This window comes from Pseudomonas sp. NFACC05-1, from assembly GCF_900100135.1.
In the GTDB taxonomy this organism is placed as follows: domain Bacteria; phylum Pseudomonadota; class Gammaproteobacteria; order Pseudomonadales; family Pseudomonadaceae; genus Aquipseudomonas; species Aquipseudomonas fluorescens_Q.
Window position 1 is genome coordinate 37,169 of the sequence record NZ_FMTR01000032.1, and the last position, 16,755, is coordinate 53,923.

At 61.7% G+C, this 16,755-nt stretch carries 12 protein-coding genes and 2 pseudogenes; 4 read left to right on the forward strand and 10 right to left on the reverse strand.

Annotation, left to right across the window (positions count from 1 at the left end; genetic code table 11):
• Window positions 1-29 precede the first annotated feature (29 nt).
• The 5 genes and pseudogenes from BLO97_RS27780 to pvdM form a co-directional block, all read right to left on the reverse strand.
• The gene (locus BLO97_RS27780; RefSeq protein WP_092349205.1) at window positions 30-1,688 is read right to left on the reverse strand and encodes a cyclic peptide export ABC transporter; all 1,659 of its coding nucleotides are present in this window, start codon (window positions 1,686-1,688) and stop codon (window positions 30-32) included.
• A 310-nt stretch (window positions 1,689-1,998) separates the two neighbouring features.
• A pseudogene (locus tag BLO97_RS31415) lies at window positions 1,999-2,136 on the reverse strand (formylglycine-generating enzyme family protein); the annotation flags it as partial.
• 160 nt (window positions 2,137-2,296) lie between these two features.
• Window positions 2,297-3,172, reverse strand: a complete 876-nt coding sequence (locus tag BLO97_RS27785) for a dihydropyoverdine dehydrogenase (RefSeq protein ID WP_092349208.1) — start codon at window positions 3,170-3,172, stop codon at window positions 2,297-2,299.
• Window positions 3,173-3,195: 23 nt separating this feature from the next.
• Window positions 3,196-4,476, reverse strand: coding sequence for a pyoverdine-tailoring periplasmic protein PvdN (locus BLO97_RS27790; protein ID WP_092349211.1), 1,281 nt, complete (start codon window positions 4,474-4,476; stop codon window positions 3,196-3,198).
• Window positions 4,473-5,843, reverse strand: coding sequence for a pyoverdine-tailoring dipeptidase-like protein PvdM (gene pvdM, locus BLO97_RS27795; RefSeq protein WP_092349214.1), 1,371 nt, complete (start codon window positions 5,841-5,843; stop codon window positions 4,473-4,475). The genes BLO97_RS27790 and pvdM overlap by 4 nt, the downstream gene beginning before the upstream one ends.
• 177 nt (window positions 5,844-6,020) lie before the next feature.
• Between pvdM and BLO97_RS27800 the strand changes: the two genes are divergently transcribed.
• Complete coding sequence (locus BLO97_RS27800) at window positions 6,021-7,643, forward strand: pyoverdine maturation tyrosinase PvdP (RefSeq protein ID WP_175489868.1); 1,623 nt, start codon at window positions 6,021-6,023, stop codon at window positions 7,641-7,643.
• 192 nt (window positions 7,644-7,835) lie between these two features.
• Here BLO97_RS27800 and BLO97_RS27805 read toward each other — a convergent pair whose 3' ends face one another.
• The gene (locus BLO97_RS27805) at window positions 7,836-8,162 is read right to left on the reverse strand and encodes a DUF6124 family protein (protein WP_092152579.1); all 327 of its coding nucleotides are present in this window, start codon (window positions 8,160-8,162) and stop codon (window positions 7,836-7,838) included.
• Window positions 8,163-8,721: 559 nt separating this feature from the next.
• Here BLO97_RS27805 and BLO97_RS31420 point away from each other — a divergent pair.
• The 3 genes from BLO97_RS31420 (at window position 8,722) to BLO97_RS27815 (ending at window position 10,712) form a co-directional block, all read left to right on the forward strand.
• Window positions 8,722-8,982, forward strand: coding sequence for a hypothetical protein (locus BLO97_RS31420; protein WP_139197736.1), 261 nt, complete (start codon window positions 8,722-8,724; stop codon window positions 8,980-8,982).
• Window positions 8,983-9,171: 189 nt separating this feature from the next.
• Window positions 9,172-9,798: an immunity protein Imm33 domain-containing protein gene (locus BLO97_RS27810; RefSeq protein WP_092349220.1), complete on the forward strand. Its 627-nt coding sequence runs from the start codon at window positions 9,172-9,174 to the stop codon at window positions 9,796-9,798.
• A 500-nt stretch (window positions 9,799-10,298) separates the two neighbouring features.
• The gene (locus BLO97_RS27815; protein ID WP_092349223.1) at window positions 10,299-10,712 is read left to right on the forward strand and encodes a hypothetical protein; all 414 of its coding nucleotides are present in this window, start codon (window positions 10,299-10,301) and stop codon (window positions 10,710-10,712) included.
• A 592-nt stretch (window positions 10,713-11,304) separates the two neighbouring features.
• Here BLO97_RS27815 and BLO97_RS32065 read toward each other — a convergent pair.
• From BLO97_RS32065 to BLO97_RS27830, 4 genes and pseudogenes are all read right to left on the reverse strand, one after another.
• Window positions 11,305-11,534 (reverse strand): annotated as a pseudogene (locus BLO97_RS32065) (IS66 family transposase); the annotation flags it as partial.
• A gap of 373 nt (window positions 11,535-11,907) precedes the next feature.
• Window positions 11,908-13,302 carry an efflux transporter outer membrane subunit gene (locus BLO97_RS27820; RefSeq protein ID WP_092349227.1) on the reverse strand — a complete coding sequence of 465 codons (1,395 nt, stop codon included), beginning with the start codon at window positions 13,300-13,302 and terminating at the stop codon, window positions 11,908-11,910.
• A gap of 10 nt (window positions 13,303-13,312) precedes the next feature.
• Window positions 13,313-15,283 (reverse strand): MacB family efflux pump subunit, encoded by a 1,971-nt coding sequence (locus BLO97_RS27825; protein WP_092349230.1) that lies wholly within the window; start codon window positions 15,281-15,283, stop codon window positions 13,313-13,315.
• On the reverse strand, window positions 15,284-16,435 hold the full coding sequence (locus BLO97_RS27830) for an efflux RND transporter periplasmic adaptor subunit (RefSeq protein WP_092349232.1): 1,152 nt from the start codon (window positions 16,433-16,435) through the stop codon (window positions 15,284-15,286). It lies immediately after the preceding gene.
• Window positions 16,436-16,755: the final 320 nt, after the last annotated feature.

Genomic DNA, 16,755 nt, shown 5'->3' on the forward strand with positions numbered 1-16,755 from the left:
CGCGGTAAACAGCATTGCGTCGGGCGGGTTCAGGCAAACGCCGCCGGAGCTTTTTCACTGACCACCTGACCGGCCTGCATCCGGACCAGTTGATCGGCGATGTCGAAATAGCGGTCGTCGTGGGAAATGACGATGATGGTTTTGCCCAGCGCCTTCAGTTCCGGCAGCAGTTCGGTATAGAACACCCGCCGGAACAGCGGATCCTGGTCGGCGGCCCATTCGTCGAACACCAGCACGGGACGCTCCTCGAGCCAGGCATTGAGCAACGCCAGGCGTTTGCGCTGGCCGGTGGACAGATCGGTGGTGCTGAAGGCACCGTCGCGGATACTGACCTTGTGGGCGATTTCCAGGCGCTCCAGGTAGCGGTTGGCGTCCTTGGGCACCTGTTGATCGCCCTGGACCAGCTCATCGAACAGGTAGTAATCGGCAAAAATCGTGGTGAACAACTGGCGATAATCGTCCCGTTGAGCGGCGCCTACCGGCGCGCCGTCGAGAAGAATTTCGCCGCCCTGGGGGAAATAGAGGCCCAGCAGCAGCTTGATCAGCGTGGTCTTGCCTCCACCGTTTTCGCCGACGATGAACACGATGTCACCTTGGGCGATGGACAGGTTGACCGGTCCCAGGGCGAAGGGTTGGCTGCCTTCGACCACCGGGAAGGCGTAGTGCACATCACGCAGTTCCAGCTGTTGGATCGTGGGCTTGCGCAGGTGCTTGTCGTTGAGCAGCAGGTGCGGCTCGGGTGAGGAGAATTGCTCGGCCAGTTCGGCAATGCGCTTGAAGGCGATGTTCGCCCGGCTGATCACCGGCAAGGTCATCACCAGGTATTCCAGCGGGCCCTTCATGTACAACAGCACCAGCACGAAGCCGCTGAGCACGGTTTTATCGATGCCCAGCCACAGTGATTGCAGGGCCAGGACCAGGCCAATGACCACAAAAAACAGCATCGAGCCGAAGGTCTTGGCCACCACGAACGTGTTGACCGAGCGGATGTTGGTCGCGCAGATGTAGTCGGCGGTCGCTTCGATGCGCTGGCTGAACATGCGCTGGCGGCGCGGGCGATGAATGCGCAGTTCCTTGGCCCCGGCGGCGATGGCGCCGTAGTGTTTCTGCAGCGCATCCTCGGCCTCACGGGCCGCTTCGAAACCGCGGATGCCACGGGCACGCGCCAGGTATTGCACGACCGTGCCGATTACCAGCGCCACCAGCAGCAGCAAAAACATCGGCAGTGACAAGTAGGCCAGGTAACCCAGGCAACCGAGGGTGACCGTGAAGGCGATGGCCAGCGGCGCGAAGGAAAACGCGAAGTCGCTGACGGTGTTGACGTCGTGGGTCAAGACCGGAATGAGCCGATGGCTGCGATAGCGTTCGATCTGTTCGATGGGCGCCAGCAGGACTTTCTTGCCCAGGGACTTACGCAGCTCGGCGATGATGTTCTGGCCGACATGGTTGGTGCCGATGTCCGACAGAATCGAGGCCAGCAGCGCCGCCGCGCAAAGCCCGGCGAACGTCGCCAGCAGCCGGGGCGTGGGCGTTGTGGCGGCGTTCAGGGCGTCGTTGATGGTCGCCAGCAGGGCGGTGATGCTCAGGCCGCCCAGCATGCCCAAGAGAATGGAACCTACGACAATCAGCCGGAAGGGTTTGAGCAGGGTGAACATTTCATTGATCACCCCGCGGGTTGGTTGGCTCATGGAGGTTTCCCTGCTTGATGAAAGGGCGAAGGCCAGCGCGGGCATTCACCGCATGGGCTGGAGGACGGCGGCACGCCGGTTGGGGCGCGCCCACCTGTAGAACGATTGGTAGGGGAGGGGATTTAACGAGGAATCGCCTGACACACATTATTGTGGCGAGGGAGCTTGCTCCCGCTGGGCTGCGCAGCAGCCCCAAAAGCCCTCACGCGGTGAGCCAGACAAATAGCGGCAGCCGGTTTCAGGACTGCTGCGCAGCCCAGCGGGAGCAAGCTCCCTCGCCACAAAAGCGGATCTTCAGGCGGGCAGTTGATTACAAATCCCGCGCCACCCGAAAACCAATCCAGTCCCCCCGATCGCTGGGCACCAATGCGTTGCGGTTGCCGGAGCGGGAGAACACCGGGGCTTCGCCCCAGTCATTGCCACGGATACGCTTGAACTCGCACTTTTGTGGCAGGGGATTTAACGAGGAATCGTCTGACACACATTATTGTGGCGAGGGAGCTTGCTCCCGCTCGGTCGCGCAGCGACCGCAAAATCTGGGGCCGCTACGCAGCCCAGCGGGAGCAAGCTCCCTCGCCACAAAAGCGGGTCTTCAGGCGGGCAGTTGATTACATATCCCGCGCCACCCGAAAACCAATCCAGTCCCCCCGATCGCTGGGCACCAGCGCGTTGCGGTTGCCCGAGCGGGAGAACACCGGCGCTTCGCCCCAGTCGTTGCCACGGATGCGCTTGAACTCGCACTTGCCGGTCAGCCAGGCGCTGCCATCGCTCGGTGCGCCGACGTAGCTGTCGTTATAGCAATCGGCCGTCCACTCGTAGACGTTGCCGTGCATGTCGTACACGCCGAAGGCATTGGGCGCGTAGCTGCCGGCCGGTGCGGTGAAGTTGTAGCCATCGGCCGCACCGTAGGTGTTGGCGTGTTGGGCGATGCTGTATTCCTTGCCTGCATCGAACGGAAAGGGGAACGGGCCGGTGCTGCCGCCGCGTGCCGCGTACTCGCGCAGGGATTCGCTGACCAGCCGGTACTGTTTGCCGGTTTTTTTCGACAGCCAGGCCACGTAAGCATTGGCCTCGGCGAAGTCCATGCACACCGCCGGGTGTCGGTCGGTGTATTGCTTGCGTGGGTCGCTGCCCTGGTAATCCGGGATGCCGGCCTTGCAGGCGCGACCGGGACGCTTGTCGCCGTCGGGCATCGTGTAGCCGGTGTCGCGCAGGTAGGCGAACCATTCGCCCTTGAGCACCTGGAAGCGGCTGATCGCCAGGGGCTTGGCAAACGTCACCGGGTGCATCGGACCTTCGTCGGGTTCGCGGCCCACTTCATCTTCCGGGGTACCCATCTGGAAGGTGCCGGTGGGCAGCACGACCATTTCCGGGCAGTCCTTGCAGTCGCGAAAGACCTGACCCGGTTGCGAGGCCTGGGCGCCGGAGGGCAGCAGGGCGGCGAGGGTCAATGCCGGGAGTAGCTTCAACGAAAAACTGTTCATCCGTCTCTCTCGATAAGTCAGGTTCAGAGTGTCTTGTCCAACAAGCCCATGAAGCGATCGATCTCGGCTTCGCTGTTGAGCAACCCCGGCGCGGTGCGGATTACCGGTCCTGCGTCGCGATGCACGGCGTCGGCGATCACGCGGTTCTTCATCAGGTAGGCGGCCACCTCGTCGCTGTCGCGGCCTTTGACCCGGAAGAAGGTGAAACCGGCGGACAGGTCCGGGCTCAGGGGCGTGACCAGCTCGATCTGCGGCAATGCCACCAGCTGTTTTTTCAGGTAGCTGTTGAGGGCGTGAATGCGCGCCTGCACCTCGGCCTTGCCCAGTTGCAGGTGCAGCTTGAAGGCTTCGTCCGCCGCCCAGCGATGCTCGAAGGCGTGGTAGCCGCCCGGCGTCATGGTGGTGGAAAACGCCGTGGCTTCGGAGAAGGTCGGGATGATCGGCGTGACGTACTTGAGCTCTTCGCTGCGGCTGCACACCAGCCCCGTGCCCCGTGGGCCGAACATCCACTTGTGGGTGCCGGCGATGAAGAAGTCGCAGTTCATCGCCGGGAAGCTCAGGTCCTCGACGCCAAAACCGTGGACGCCGTCCACCACGTACACGATGCGCTGCGCCTCGCTGCGGCCCTGGTTGTGCTTGTCCACCAGGGCGCCGATCTTGTCGATCGGCAGCTTCACGCCGCTGCCCGAATGCACCCAGGTCATGCCCAGCACCCGCGTCTCCGGGCGGATGTTGCGGTCGATGGCTATGAGGATTTGTTCGTGACTGGCGTCGTGGGCGTTGTCGAACAGCTTGATCTTGCGCACCCGGGTGCCGCTGCGTTGGGTGCGCAGGTCGAGAATGGTGTGGGTGGCGTAGTGTTCGTGGGCGGTGGTGAGGATTTCCTGGTCGGCCGCCACATGGACGCCGCCGTAGATCATCGCCAGGCCCTCGGTGGTGCTGCCGGTGAGGGCGATTTGCTTCGAGCTTGCTTGCAGGTAACGGCCGGCCCAGATGCGCACGTTTTCCTCACGCTCTTCGGTGACGCCCAGGTCCCAGTCCATCAACAGCCCCGGGTTTTTATCCAGGGCCGCGCGGTGCTTTTCGATGGCCTCGCGCACCGGGCGCGGGTGAGTGGTGACCAGGAAATTGGAGAAGTGCAGGTAGTCCGGGTCCTGGTCGAACAGCGAGCGCAGTTGTGCCCATTTATTCTTGGGCAGCGGCGGCAGAGGATCGGCACTGGCCGTGGCGGACAGGCTGGTGGCCAGGGGCAGGCCGGCGGCGAGGATCCCGGCCTGCTTCAGGAAGGTGCGACGTTCATTCATGGCTGGACGGTCTTCTGGGTCGAGGCGATGGCGGGGCGTGCGGCTTTCTGGACCTGATCCCAGACCCGCAGGAAATTGCCGCCCCACAGTTTGGCGATGTCGGCTTCGGAGTAGCCGCGGGTCAGCAGTTCGGCGGTGACGTTGCGAATGTCGCCGACGTTTTCCCAGCCTTTGACGCCGCCGCCTTCATTGAAGTCGGAGCTGATGCCGACGTGGTCGATGCCGATCTTGCGCACGGTGTAGTCGATGGCGTCCCCCAGGTCCTTGAGGCTGGCCTTGGGTTCTTCTTCCAGAATGGCGTAGAGCTGGCTGGCGTACTGGCCGAACTTCTGCTCGGGCCAGGCGGCGATGATGGGGTCGCCGGGCATCAGTGCCATCGCCAGGTTGGGCAGCGGTTGCAGACCAAAACGCTCGCGCAAGGCGTTGAGTTTGTCCTGGGTTTTTTGTGTCAGGGGGCGCAGGTATTGGGAGAAGCCGACGATCTGCACCACGCCGCCGCTGGCCTTGATCAGTTGCATTTCCTTGTCGCTGAGGTTGCGCGGGATGTCCACCATCGCCCGTGGCGCCGAATGGGAAGCCACCAGCGGCGTGCGGCTCAGCTGCGCGACTTGCTCCAGGGCCGAGGTCGACATTTGCGACACGTCGATGATCACGCCGAGGTCGTTCAGGCGTGTCACCGCTTGCTTGCCGATGTCCGACAGGCCGCCGAGGGCGTCGGGGGAATCGTTGAAGAACGGCAGCGGACGCGAGGAGTCGGCCCAGTCGTTATTGCCGATGTAGCTGAAGCCGAACATGCGCATGCCCCGCGCCGTCCATAGGTCCAGCAGGCTCAGGTCGTGGCCGAGGGGGTAGGCGTTGAGCATGCTGATGAAAATCGCGAACTTGCCTTCGCCGTGCAGGCGGCGGAAATCATCCGGGGTGTAGGCAATGGCGACCTGGTTGGGAAAGTCCCGGACCAGGCCGGTGATGATCTTGTAGCGCACTTCCTGTTGGTTGCGCGCTTCCTCGACGAAACCGGCAGTAGGCTTGTGCGGCGCATTGTCGCCGTTCCACAGCTCGGGCCAGCCGAACACCGTCAGGGCCGCGCCGGACAGCTGCCCGCGGTTGGCTTTGACCAGGTCGAACTGACCGTTGCCGTCCTTGTCGGCTTCGTTACCAGCAGTGCCGAAATCCAGCGGCACGGTGATGTGGCTGTCAAAGGACAGCAGGCGTTCGTGCAGTTCCCGGGCTTCTTTCATCACCTTGACCGGGTAGCCGGGATTGTCCCGCCACCAGTGGTCCCAGGCTGCCAGACCGCCACCGACGGCCAGCGCCAGGGCCAATGGCAGGCCGATGAAAAGAGCCTTTTTCGAACGTCGTGTTGTCATTGCCGATCTCAGTCAGGTTCGCCTTGGAAGGACAGGCGCGGGGGCCTTTGCTATCTGGGGAGAACGAGTGATCGGTGGGGAAATTTAGGCGGCTTCGAGGGCCTCTATAAATTTGTTGGCCCACCCATCGTTCTAGCTTGGATAAAGCCCGTTCCAGGGCTGGACACAGGTAAGGCAATGACGATTTCTCGACGATGGTTCATGGCAGGCCTGGCGCTGACCGGTGCCGCCGTGCCTGCGGTGTATTACGGGCATCGCGAACTGACCCGACCAGACCCCACCATCACCCCCGGCGAAGCCTCGTTCGATGTGGCGGATGTGGCAGGCCTGCGTCGGGCCGATACGTTGCGGGGCATCTGGACAATCCGCTTCACTGGCCGCGATGCTGGCCTCGATGGCTTGCCCCAGGACGGTCTCCAGGTGTTCCTCGATATCGGCCACAAGGGCCGTGGCCTGGTGGGTTACCTCGACACCGCCGAGCGGCTACGCGCCGGGGACGAACCGCGTTATCGGGTGTTGGGCGATTTGGCCGGCACCGACCCCAAGCAACTGAGCTGGCGACTGATCGGCGCCCAGGCTCCGGGCGGCGCGCCGGACTATGAATTCACCATGACCCTGGACGAAGTCTGGGCCGGCTTCGGCAATGCCGGCTCCGCGACGCTCAGCGGTCGTGTGTTGCGGTTGGATCGTCCGCTGGGCCTGCTGGAACTCGACAATCAGTTCATCGCCCGCAAGCAACCATTCCCCGAAGCCCGCGAACGTACGCCGCTGAGCCCGGCGCTGTTGGCTTGGCTGGTGTCGCCAGAACATCGGCTGTTCCACCAGCTCTGGCACGCTTCGCGGGACAAATGGCACACCCTGGACGAAGACAAGCGTAACGCCCTGCGCGGCATCGGTTGGCAGCCCGGCCCACGAGATCAGGAGCGCGACGCCCGCGGCCCGCGCAAGGATCGCAACGGCTCGGGCATCGACTTCTTTTTCATGCACCGGCACATGCTGGGCACGGCGCGTTCTTTCCAGGCGCTGCCGTCGTGGCCACGCTTCCCCTTGCCGCAACCGGAGCTGGAGCGTGATCGCCTTGGCTTCGCCCGCTATTTCGATAACCTCGACGGCACCGCCTTGCCACCGACCTGGCTGGCCGACGGCGATGATCAGTATGCACAGTGGGTGAGCGACATCAAGACCGCCGAGACCTACCACAGCAATTTCCAGGTCTGGGAATCGCGCTACCGCGACCCGCGTTATCTGTCGAAACTGACCCTGGGCCAGTTTGGCTCGGAAGTGGAACTGGGCCTGCACGACTGGCTGCACATGCGTTGGGCCTCGGTGCCGCGTGACCCGTCCAACGGCCACCCGGTGCCGTTCGCTCGTGACCCGGACGACTTCGCCGCGCGCTGGTACGCCCCGGAAAACGACTTCCTCGGTGATCCGTTCTCTTCCCATGTCAATCCGGTGTTCTGGGCCTTCCACGGCTGGATCGACGACCGCCTCGAAGACTGGTTCCGTGCCCACGAACGTTTCCACCCGGGGGAAGTGAGCCGGCTCGAAGTCAGCGGCGTACCTTGGTTCGCCCCCGGCCGCTGGGTCGAAATCGCCGACCCCTGGCTGGGCCCGGACACCCACGGTTGCAACACCACGCCTGGGCTGCAGGCCGGACGCTCGGTGGAGATGGACCCGGAAACCATGAAACTGGCCCTGCGCATCACCTTCGGCAGCGATGACAAAAAGCTCACCGAACTGTTCCGCCGCGTGCCGCAACGGCCGTGGTATGCGCGCAATCTCAAGAGCAAGCCGGTGTAAACCCCGCCCGCCCAAAAAACTGAAGCGAACGCTGTTGTGGCGAGGGAGCTTGCTCCCGCTGGGCTGCGAAGCAGCCCCCAAACCAGCCCCCTCAAAAATATCTGACCCACCGAGGTGCCGGTCATTGGGGCTGCTGCGCAGCCCAGCGGGAGCAAGCTCCCTCGCCACAGGTGTCACTTGGCTTGAGTGCGTTTAGCGCGGCGCGGCGATGTCCAGTGCGCGGTTCGCCAGCAGTTCTGCCAACTCGATCATTTGCTGGATGCCCAGCGCAAAATGGCGCCGCGAGCCGTCCAGTTCAAAAGCCTGCTCGCTTGCCATGACGTTGACCGAAGCCAGGGTTTCGCTGAGGTTGGCCAATAGACATTCCATGTCCGCGCCTTCCGCAACAGTGAACAACTGGCCCGGTGGCGGATTGGGTTTTTCAGGCTTGGGATCGAGGTAAAAGGCGAGGGCGCGGTCGGCGGCTTCGTTGAGTTTTTTCGAATCGTCTGCGGGGGGATTGGGGGTGATCTTGAACATGGTGTAACTCCTAGTATTAGTTTCAGGAGCCGACACTATCGCTACCAAACGATGGGGTGGCGGCCGTACGCGGGTTGGTAGACCGGAGCACTAGGAACCCGGCGCGCCCGAAGACGCCCTGCGCACGGCCACCATGAAACAGACGCCGAGAAAGCATCTGTAGGAGGTGGCGCTTGCGCCTAGTTAACTCGCGGGCTACCAAACCCGATCGCTGAAATCAGCGACCCGGAAACAGTAAAAGCCACGAGCCAGGCGCACAAGCCGGCGGATTCTGGCGCAGTTGTAGGCAATGGCGCAAGGCAGCGTAGCCTCGCTCGGGAGTCCTACATGGCCGGATAAACAGAGCCAGAGCCGAGCACCATTACTGATCTAATAGGATTGTTGAAGGAGGGCGTCACTATGTTGATAACGGTACGGGACGCAATATTAACGTCAAGAGGAATAAAGTGGTAATTGCTGATAGTAGAGGGAATACTGTATCGCAGCTTAAACAACCGTGCAGATACTAATCGATCGGTTGCTAGCGGTAAGTGGGGCCCAACAGATTAATGGAGGAGAAATGTTAAGATCTCATGAAGTATGGAAAGCCATGGATTCACATACTCTTGCTATTTATTTTTGCTTTGAAGATTTAAATAGTGGCGAGTATTGCGTTCAAAACGTTGAATTCTTCCGTCTGCCTTTGGCGCATGAGTATCAGTTAAATGCCCTGAGAAATACGATAGGGCTTTTTATGGAGGAGAGTCCTTTATCTCGCTGCCAATGGCGGCCCTCTCTAGAAGAGGCGATAAAGCTACATGATAAAACTTTTGAGAATTGAATGAAAAATTAACACGCCTGTCATACTTGCGCAAAACTGATCCAGGCACTAAAAGCGGCAACTACATACCTGATTATCAACCGGCTATGGGCTGAACCCGGCTGGGGGTGAGCAGCGACTTTACCCGCACTGTCTGGGCTGCAGTTGTATCCAGGGGGGGGCAAGTGCATGGTGCTACGAGTGTAATCAATGAAAATCAGCAGTATCGAAGCAGGCTCGGGTCTGACATTGAAAACCGAGGGACTTGCGGAGCGGTTTGACTATGAGGTCAGCGTCATGGTCGATGACGCTGGTCTGAAAGAAGGTGCCATCGACTTCATCGACCTCGTCGTTCGCTATGTTGAGGCGGGTTATAGGGTCGCTCCAGATGAAACCTTGGAGTATGGATGTTGGGTCACGAAGATGCATCTGAACGACAAACGAGAGTTGTTGTTTTTTGAGCAGTCGCCGGTGACTGGAGTATATGTACCAGGAATCAGCACCACTCTGAGACTCTGGGCCGAACAGCATGCGGTGTGTGAGAAGGTAGGCGCGGACTACGCCGCACCGACCTTTGACCAGATGATTGTGATCTCAGATGGCATCCTGGAAGGCGATCCTACTGAGGGAGTACGCTATCCCTCCCCTGAACATATGTCAGGTTGGTGGCTTACCACGGACAGATTTGATGGGGATGTAAAAAGTCTGAAGACGGTTCATACCCAGCATGTGTCGGTAAATCGACCAGACTTGGTGAGGTTTTTAGCGCTACCGTTCGGCTACCGATTCCACGCTCCTACGAATGACGTCTGGCTGGATGAAAAAATAAACAACTGATACTGCCTAAATGAGGAGCCCGCCCAGCCGGGCGGGCTCCTGACTTTAACGCGCTGCTTGCTCTGGCGAGCGCGCTGACAGTGGACGCAATGCTCAACGGTGGCGGTGAACAATCGGGCGATGTTTTTAGCTTTGGAGGCTCACCCGGATCGGCAACCCAGATATCGGATGTGCCAACCTCCACGACCTACAATAATGAAAGTAGCAAAGGAGATTTGGCTGACGCTTCAGACAAGAATCAAGGGGCTGACGAGAGTAGTGGCTCTAAATCCTCCTCGTCGTCACCTCGTAAGAAAGATGTTCCGGATCAAGCCGCACCGGGAGAAGTCAAAATAGGTGCAAAGCGAACTCGCGAATATGACTCTAATGGTCAACCCTTAAGGGACTATGACAAGCCCCACCAAGGCTATCAAAAGCCGCACGTCCACGAATGGTCGAATGGGGAGAGAGAACACCCCGGTCGTGATTATTCACCTTGGCCAAGGCAGTAAGGAGAATCTATGGAAAGCTGGGAACTGTTAACAGAGGCTACAATTGATGCTATTCATTTGGAGCAAACAAAGAAAGAGATTCGAATCGACGTGACGTGTAGGTGGAATGGTGAACAGCATAAACAAATTATTGCCAAAGGTGTTGATGACTTTGTTGTCAGCGAGATGCGACTTTCGAACATTATTGATTGCGTATCACATTTTGATGCCGGAGGTGGTGAAGAGGATCAAACCGCGAGGCGCTTGTTCTTTTTAATAAGAGGACACGAGCCTAGTGCTAGTGATTTGAAATGGCCCGTGTTATTAGAGAAATTAGGCCGCATTCGTGATGGCACGTTGAGTTTTATGGAACTTGAGCCTGTTTACGGCGCAACCATTATACTTTTGGCGGAGAGTATTCAGTTGCAACCCTTAGGCGAGTAGCAGTTCTCTAACTTTAAACGGGGCAGCTCAGCCCGGCGGGCGGGAGTACAAAGGTATTCAAACACCGGCCCTCTTGATATACCTTGGCTCGCAACGCGTGCTCAAGCCTCTCTAAGATTTTCCGAGAACTTGAGTCGCGTTCGCTGCGCCCATATTCTGAAACCAGTCGTCACTGCGATAACACCTGCGGCATCTAAGATTATTGCTTTGAAAGCGACGCTCATTACCCGCTCTGCGGACCCGCAGCCACCCCTACTCCACTTGAGTATCTTACCCAAATACCCGCCCGACTATCTGCCGACCTCGCTCCAACCCTGCGGCTAGTAATCGAATTGATTTGTTTTTTTTGCCGGATTACTGGATTACTGATGAACACTGTGCACGCAATTATTTCATGGTATCGAAGTCGATCCCTTTCCATGTATTGCCGTTATCGAAGCGAATATTGCTAACAGGCAAGTACGGCCTCTTTAATCAATATGTCGTCGTATTCTATGATCGTTGCTGCGCTCGTGTTCTTTAATATCACCGTAAGCCCAACCAGCCATCAAGATGGATAACGCGCTTAACTACGCGATATCGGCGAGCGGTTCTAGGGCAGCAGTGCTTCGTGGTTCTCAACCGAAGACGCCATTGGCAGAAGCTCAAGTGCGTGGCGTAGCCATAGGGCTCCTAGTCGTTGGCTTCGGCGGTCTCGACCAACCTGTCAGGTTGAGCGCTCGCCGTCGTACTGTCGCTGAACAATCAGTTCTTTCTTCCGATCACGAAGAACCTGGTGACTCCTTTGGCAAGGTTGTTGTCGATCAGCAAGTAGCCTTCCTTTGCGGCAAGCTAACTCGCGGGCTATTAAACCTGATCGCTGAAATCAGCGACCTGGGAACAGTAAAAGTCATGAGCCAGGCGCATAAGCCGGCGGATTCTGGCGTAGTTGTAGGCAACGACGCAAGGCGACGTAGCCTCGCTCGGGAGTCCTACATGGTCCGATAAACAGAACCAAAGCCGAATACTATTTGTGGCTAGGAGATTCATCTGTGGCGAGGGGATTTATCCCCGCTGGGCTGCGAAGCAGCCCCAAATCAGCTACCCCCAATACACCTGACACACCGAGGTGCCGGCTCTGGGGGCTGCTGCGCAGCCCAGCGGGGATAAATCCCCTCGCCACAAATGTCACTTGGCTTGAATGTGTATTCGAGGCTTACATCACCCGCCAACCCCCACCCAACGCCCTGTACAACGCCACACTCGCCTGTACCCGCGCCAGCCTTAGTTGGACGTTCGTATCCTGGGCGGTATAGAGGGTGCGTTGGGTTTCCAGCACGGTGAGCAGGTCTTCGGCGCCGGCCTGGTAGCGGCGCTGGGCGATGTCGAAGGCGGTCTGGGCCTGGTGCAGTTCTTCGGTTTGCCATTGCCGTTGCTGGTCCAGGCCGTTGATGCTGTTCAGGGCTTTTTCGACGTCGGCGAAGCCGTTGATGATGGCGGCGCGGTAGAGTTCCAGCAGTTCCTCTTGGCGGGCGGTGGCCTTGTCCCGTTCGGCCCTCAGGCGGCCGTTGTTGAAGATCGGCGCGGCCAAACCGGCGGTGAGGTTGTAGACGTTGTTGCGCAGCAACTGGTCGGCGATGTCGGCGCCGGTGCCCAGGCTCAGGCCCAGGGTCACCGAGGGCAGCATGGCGGCGCGGGCCACCGTGATGTCGGCCTGGGCGGCGGTGAGGCGCGCTTCGGCGGCGGCGATGTCCGGGCGGCGGCGGAGCAGGTCGCTGGGTACCCCGGCGTCGATGGAAGGCCACTGCAGGTGTTCGAACTGTTCATCGTCGAGCCTGACCGCCTGCACCGGTTGCCCCAGCAGCGCCGCCAGGGTAATCAGCGCTTCCTTGGCCTGTTGCTGCACTTGGGGCAAGCGGCGTTGCTGCGCCGCCACCAGGCTTTTTTGCTGGGACAGTTCCAGGGCCGTGGCGCTGCCGGCGTCGTAGCGGGTCTGCACCAGCTCGAGCACACTTTCGGCGTTGGCGAGATTCAGTTCGGCGATGCGCTGCTGTTCGCGCAGGGACAACGCCTGGGTGTAGCTGTTGGCGACCGCGCTGAGCAAGGTCAACTCCACGGTCGCCCGGTCGAACTGACTGGCCGAGAGCGTGCTCAGCGCACTGTCCCGGGCCGCCCGTTTGCCGCCCCAGAAGTCCAGCTCATAGGTGGCACTGAGGTTGGCGTCGTAGTAGTCGATGGTGCGGTTGTCCCGGTCGACGTCCAGTTGGCTGTAGCCTTTGCCGCGCAACAACTCCTGGCGATTGCCGTTGAGCCCGGCTGTGACTGCCGGCAGCAACGGCGCGCCGGCGATCACCGCGCTGGCCTGGGCTTGGCGAACCCGGGCCATGGCGGCGGCGAGGTCGTGGCTGTCCAGGCGCGCCTGTTCGATCAGCCGGTTCAACTGTGGGCTGCCGAAGCGCGTCCACCATTGCTGGTTATCGGCGCGAACGCTGGGCGTATCGAGGCTCTGCCAGGCCGGTGGTGGCTGGATACCGCTGTCTGGTGGCGACAACGGGCTGGCGCAGGCCGCCAGTAACAGGCTGGCGGCCAGGAGGGTCAGGGGCGCTTTCATGGGATGAGGTTCATTCACTGGTGAGGGCCGCGACCGGGTCGAGGCGGGCGGCCTTGCGGGCGGGCATGAAACCGAAGACAACGCCGGTGACCAGGGCGCAGCCAAAGGCGCCGAACACCGCCAGCCATTCGAACGCCACGGCGATCTTGCCCAGCAGCAATGCACCGCCCACCAGCAGGGCCAGGCCGATACCCGCCAGCCCGCCGACCACCGAGAGCATCACCGCTTCGGTGAGGAACTGGCGCAGGATATCGCGCTGCCGGGCGCCGGTGGCCATGCGGATGCCGATCTCGCGGGTGCGTTCGCGCACGGTCATGAGCATGATGTTCATCACGCCGATGCCGCCCACCAACAGCGAAATCGCCGCGATGGCGCCGAGCATCAGCGACAGCGTGCCCTGGGTGCGGGCTTCGGCCTGGATCATCGCGGCGTTGTTGGTCAGTTCGAAATCCTGCTTGCCGTCATGCAGGCGCAACAGCGTTCGGGAGACGGCTTGCTCGGCTTCCTTGACCTTGCCCGCGTCCTTGGCGGCGATCACCACGTACTCGGGATGACGACTGCCGAACAGCCGCACGCTGGCGGCGGAGTAGGGCACGGCGACGCGGTCGTCGGCGTCCGAATCCCCGGAGCTGGCGCCTTTTTCGGCTAGCACGCCGACCACCTGGAACGGCATGTTCTCGATCAGGATGTAGCGGCCGACGGGGTCGGCGACGTCCTTGAACAGTTTCTGCCGGACCCGGTAGCCGATCACCGCCACTGCGGCAGCGCTACGCTCATCGGCCTCGCTGAAGTAACTGCCCTGGGCCACCGGCCAATTGAAGATGATCGGGAAATTCGTGTCGTTACCGCCGACGTAGCTGGTGTGGTCGAGGTTGCCGAAACGCACGCTGGCGTCGGCGCCGTTGACCGGCATGATCCGCTGCACTTCGGGCAGGGCGGCAAGGGCGGCCAGGTCGTATTCGCTGATGATGCCCTTGGCCGCGCGCGGGCTGGGTGCGGTGCCGTTGAGGTAGATGATGTTGGAGCCGAAGGCGCCCATCTGGGCCATGACCTGGCGCTTGCTGCCTTCGCCCACCGCCAGCATCACCACCACCGAGGCCACGCCGATGACGATGCCGAGCAAGGTCAGGGCGGTGCGAAAGCGGTTGATCCACATCACCCGCCACGCCGCCTGTACCGCGTCCACCAGCTCGCCTTTCCAGGCGCCGTTGTGTTCGCTGCCGGCACTCAGGCGCTGGCGCAGGTCCACGGCTTGCAGGGCCTTGGGGTTGGCGTGCACTTCGTGTGGCGAAGAGGGGGCGTTGTCACTGATGATCAGCCCATCGCGGATCTCGATGATGCGCTTGGCCCGGGCCGCCACTTCGCGGTCGTGGGTGATCAGGATCACCACGTGGCCCTGGCTCGCCAGTTCGTCGAGCAAGGCCATGACCTCGATACCGCTCTGGCTGTCGAGGGCGCCGGTGGGTTCGTCGGCGAGGATGATGTGGCCGCCGTTCATCAAGGCTCGGGCGATCGACACCCGTTGCTGCTGGCCGCCGGACAACTGATGCGGACGGTTGCCGGTGCGGCTGGCCAGGCCCAGGCGCTCGAGCAGGGCGCTGGCGCGGGCGTGGCGTTCGGCGGCGGAGGTGCCGGCGTAGATGGCCGGCATTTCGACGTTTTCCTGGGCGGTGCCGGACGGGATCAGGTGATAGCCCTGGAACACGAACCCGAAGGCCTCGCGCCGCAGCCAGGCCAATTCGTCGCTGCCCAGGTGGGCGACGTCTTCACCGGCGAAACGGTACTCGCCGCTGGTGGGGCGGTCGAGGCAACCGAGGATGTTCATCAGGGTCGATTTGCCGGAGCCGGACGCGCCGACAATCGCCAGGAACTCGCCAGCGTGAATCGACAAATCGATGCCGCGCAGCACTTCCACCCGGGGGCTGTCGCCACCGCCGTAGGCCTTGCGAATATCCCGCAGTTCGATCAGGGGCGTGTTCATTCAGCCTCCGCTGCCGGTGGCTGGGCCGATCAGCACCTGTTCGCCCTCGCTCAGGCCGTCGACGATCTGGATGCGCAGTCGATCGCTGACGCCAGTGCGAACGGTCCGCGACTGGACATCGCCGTTGTCGGCCAGCACCCGCACCTGGCCGGCGTTGTCCTGTAACGCAGCGGTGGGCACGGTCAGCACGTTTTGGGCCTGGGCGGCGACGAAAAACACTTGGGCGGTCATGTCGGTCATCAGGCTGCGGTCGGCGTTGTCCACGTCGAGCAGCACGGTGTAGAGCACCACCCGTTCGCTGCCACTGCGACCACCGGTCGGGCTGCCACCCTGGCTGGCTTCCAGCGGGCGTGGCGGCACCGGGAGGATCTGGCGCACGGTGCTGCTCCAGCGACGGGTGCCACCGGACAGGGTGGTGAAATAGGCGGTCATGCCCGGTTTGACGTGGCCGATGTCGGCTTCCGAAACTTCGGCCCAGACCGTCATCGGCGACAGCCGGGCGATGCGCAGGATCAGCGGGGTTTGCTGCTGGGCGTTGAGGGTCTGGCCTTCCCGCGCGCCGACGGCGACCACGGTACCGCTCATGGGCGCATAGATCCGCGTGTAGCCCAGCTCGGCCTCGTCGCTGCGCAGGCTGGCCTGGGCCTGGCGGATCTGGGCCTGGAACATGTCGATGCGCGCCTGGGTCGCCCGCACTTCGGCCTGGGCGGTCTGCACGTCTTCCTCGCGGGTGGCGCCGCCGGCCTTGAGTTGCTGCTGGCGGCGGAATTTCTGCTGCGCCAGGTCGTGCTGGGCGCGCTGTTCCTGGAGCTGGGCCTTGAGGTTTTCAATCGAGAAGCGTCCGGCGTCCAACCTGGCTTTTTGTGTGGAGGGGTCGATTTCGACCAGGAGCTGGCCTTCGCGCACTTCGTCGCCGGCTTCCACATGAATCTTCTGGATCTGCCCGGACGCCTGGGCGCCGACGTCGACATAACGCCGCGGTTGCAGGGTGCCCAGGGCGGTGACGCTGTTTTCGATATCGCCACGGGTGACGGGCGCGGTGACCAGGGGCGCCCGGCTTGGCGCGACCGCTTGCCACGCGGCGAAGGCCACGGCCGGAAGCAGGGCGAAAGTGAGAAGCCAGGCGCGTCGGGTAGGGCGGGGACGTTTCATGCGGGGTTCCGGCCGGTGATATCGGGTCCGTCGCAGGCAGGGCAGGGACGGGAGGCTGTTCTGGTAAACGAGCGCTTGGGGCGGGAATTTACTGGGTTGAAACACTTGGCAGCAGGTTGGCGAATCAGCCGAAGCGACCCCGAACCCTGTGGCGAGGGAGCTTGCTCCCGCTGGACTGCGCAGCAGGCCCAAAACAGACGCCTCCATGAACCTGGAGGATCCGGGACTCAGGTTTCAGGGCCGCTTCGCGCCCCAGCGGGAGCAAGCTCCCTCGCCACAAAAGCCAGGGGCCGACACCTCGTCAACTGAACGAATCAGCT